Below are 2,805 nucleotides of genomic sequence, written 5' to 3'. Positions count from 1 at the left end.
TATTTCAGGACTAGACACGGCGTTTCTCTCTGACTCTGTTGCAAGCGAGATGGCTTGTTCCTTTTGGCGCCAATTGTTATAAGGGACGACCCGCCTCTTCGCTGTCAAAAGGAATTGCAGTATGTCATGGGCCTATCTCAGGCATTTTCCCCCTCTGGTTTGGATCGTGATCCTGGGCACCTTCATGGTGCGCACCACTTTTTTCATGGTCTGGCCGTTTCTCTCCATTCTACTCTACCGTGACTACGGTCTGTCGGCGACGCTGATTGGCCTCATCCTGGGGTCAACTGCGGCACTCTCTACCCTGGTCAGCTTCTATGGGGGCTGGCTGTCGGACAAGTGGGGACGGCGCAACATACTGTTGTTTGGCTGCCTGGTGTCGGCCTTGAGTGTCAGCCTGCTCGGGCTCTCCCATCAGGTGTTCTGGCTGGCGATCGGCGTGGTAGGCAGTGGACTCTCCTACGGGCTCATCGATTCACCGGGCAAGGCGCTGATGGCCGATAGCCTGGCCGAGCCGAAAGCTCGCGAGCTGGCGCTGCACCTTCGTTACTTTCTGCTCAACCTGGGCGCGGCCATAGGCCCCCTACTCGGTGTCAGCTATGGCCTGAGTGCCCGGCAGGAGACCTTTCTGTTGCTCAGTGCCAGCTATCTGCTGCTCGGCCTCATCTTCATACTCGGTTTTCGACTCGCGGGAGCTCAGGCAGGCAGTGCAGCCGGCCCCGGCATGCGGGCCGTGTTGCGCGTGCTCTGGCAGGACAGGGGCTTCCTGTTGTTGACCCTGGCCAACGTGCTGCTGATGCTGGTCTATGCCCAGTTCGAGTCGCCGCTCATCCAGTATCTGACCCGGGCGGGGACTCCCGAGGTGGAGCGGCTCATCGGCTGGCTGGTGTCGGCCAATGCACTGACCATAGTGATCCTGCAGTTCCCACTGTTGCACCTGACCGCCAACTGGCTCATCAAGAGCCGGTTGCAACTCGGGGTGGCGATCTTTCTTGGCGCTCAACTGCTCTTTGCACTCGGGGATACCGCCATCTGGTGGCACTGGATAGTGGCGGTGATCCTGCTCAGCGTCGGTGAGTGCATCCTGTTCCCGCTGCTCAACGTGCTGATCGATCAGATGGCGCCAAGCCACCTCAAGGGCAGTTATTTTGGGGCCGCGTCCATGTCCGGGCTAGGGATCGCCATCGGGGCGCTGTTGGGAGGCTGGATCCTGACCAATTGGGGAGGCAGCTGGCTCTACGGGCTCATGGCGCTGCTCTGTCTGGCTATTCTGGTTCTCTATGGATGGGGGACCCGGATCCCGCGTCCGACGCTGATCCAGGTCAGTACTGAGTCCTGAGGATTAGAAGGTCAGCACCTTGTCGGCCGCCAGGGTCCACTGGGCCAGCAGGGGCAGGGTGCCGATTTCGATACCCTCGATGAGGGGCAGAGCCGTGATGCCACGGGCATCGGTGCAGGTCTTGCACAGCCGGATCAGGGCGCCCTGCGCCAGCAGGATCTCCAGCATCTGGCGCAGGTTGTAGCCCTCGGCTGGCGCCTGGCTCGCCAGAGCGGCGCCGACGGCATCGGACATCAGGAACAGCTTCAGGATGACGCCACCCTGCTCGTTGAGGGCGATGGCCAGACGCAGGGCGTTGAACAGGGACTCGCTGCCATAGGGGGCGCCGTTGGCGATGATGACGATCTGTTGCTTCATGGGGCTCTCCGGATTGAAAGGTGTCATTGTAGCGCCATACGGGTGCTGTTGACGTGATGGGATACAAAGTCTGTCGTAGGTTTTTCCCTCCGCCTTGACCTCGGAGGGTGAGTCAGGTCTCATAGGCGGCCATCCAATATGACAGAATGACGAGGTCGTTATGTGGAAGATTGCCGGAATGAGTATGCTGCTGTTGGCCGGTCAGGCTTATGGCAGCCAGGAGGTTGGTTGCAAGGCTCGGCATCAGGCGGTGACCGATCAGCTGGTCTTCGCCAAGGCGCACAACAATGCGGATCAGGTGGCCGGGCTGGAGCAGGCCCTGCGCAACATCGAGACCCACTGTACCGATGCGGGCCTGCTCAAGGAGCAGCAACAGAAAGTGGCCAAGCAGAAGGAGGAGGTGGAAGAGCGCCTTGCCGATCTGCAGAGCGCGCGGGTGTCGGGCAAGCCGGACAAGATCGCCAAGAAGCAGGCCAAGCTGGAGGAGTCCCAGGCCGAACTGCTGGAAGCCCAGCGCAAATTGGAGGCGTTGCAGAAGCTGGTCAAACCCTGACGACTCTGCTGCGTGTCTAGTCCTGAAATAGGTTTACACATTTTCGTCTAGCTTCACGTGACTCAGAACCCCCGATGCACCGCATCGGGGGTTCTGTATTTCAACGCATGATGCGGTCGCTCCAGGTTGTAAATATCCACCGCCTCACGCACCATCTCCCGCGCTTGCGCCAGGTCCTGCGGGCTTTGCAACAACAACTCTCCTTTCAAAATTCCGTTCACCCGTTCCGCCAACGCATTCTGGTAACAGTCATAGCCATCCGTCATCGAGCATTTCACCCCGTGCCGGGCATGCAATGACTGATACAGGCCCGAGCAATACTGCACGCCGCGGTCCGAGTGATGGATAAGCTCCCCGCCGCCACGCCGTTGCTTCAGTGCTTTCTTAAACGCCATCGCCACCGACTCGGCGTGCATCCCCTCGTGCACGTGATGACCCACTATCTTGCGTGAGTAAGCATCCGTCACCAGGCTCAGGTACAGCGGCCCGCTCCTGGCTGGCAGATAGGTGATGTCGGCGACCCAGACTTGCTCCGGTGCCACCGGCGTGACCTGCT

The 2,805-nt window shown here is 60.1% G+C and carries 3 protein-coding genes and 1 pseudogene; 2 read left to right on the top strand and 2 right to left on the bottom strand.

What is annotated here, in order from left to right:
- Positions 1-121 precede the first annotated feature (121 nt).
- A complete protein-coding gene (locus LG30_RS0114185) occupies positions 122-1,339 on the top strand; it encodes an MDR family MFS transporter (RefSeq protein WP_033131350.1) in 1,218 nt (405 codons plus the stop codon).
- A gap of 3 nt (positions 1,340-1,342) precedes the next feature.
- Here the strand turns inward: LG30_RS0114185 and LG30_RS0114180 are convergent, their stop codons facing one another.
- Positions 1,343-1,696, bottom strand: coding sequence for a DsrE/DsrF/TusD sulfur relay family protein (locus LG30_RS0114180; protein WP_033131349.1), 354 nt, complete (start codon positions 1,694-1,696; stop codon positions 1,343-1,345).
- A gap of 178 nt (positions 1,697-1,874) precedes the next feature.
- Here LG30_RS0114180 and LG30_RS0114175 point away from each other — a divergent pair, with 178 nt between their 5' ends.
- Positions 1,875-2,249, top strand: coding sequence for a DUF1090 domain-containing protein (locus LG30_RS0114175; RefSeq protein ID WP_033131348.1), 375 nt, complete (start codon positions 1,875-1,877; stop codon positions 2,247-2,249).
- A gap of 62 nt (positions 2,250-2,311) precedes the next feature.
- On the opposite strand, the pseudogene LG30_RS0114170 reads toward LG30_RS0114175, so the two are convergent.
- Positions 2,312-2,805, bottom strand: a pseudogene (locus tag LG30_RS0114170) (IS3-like element ISAs31 family transposase); the annotation flags it as partial.

The organism is Aeromonas aquatica (assembly GCF_000764655.1).
Lineage (GTDB): Bacteria > Pseudomonadota > Gammaproteobacteria > Enterobacterales > Aeromonadaceae > Aeromonas > Aeromonas aquatica.
This window is presented reverse-complemented; position numbering and strand designations above follow the sequence as displayed.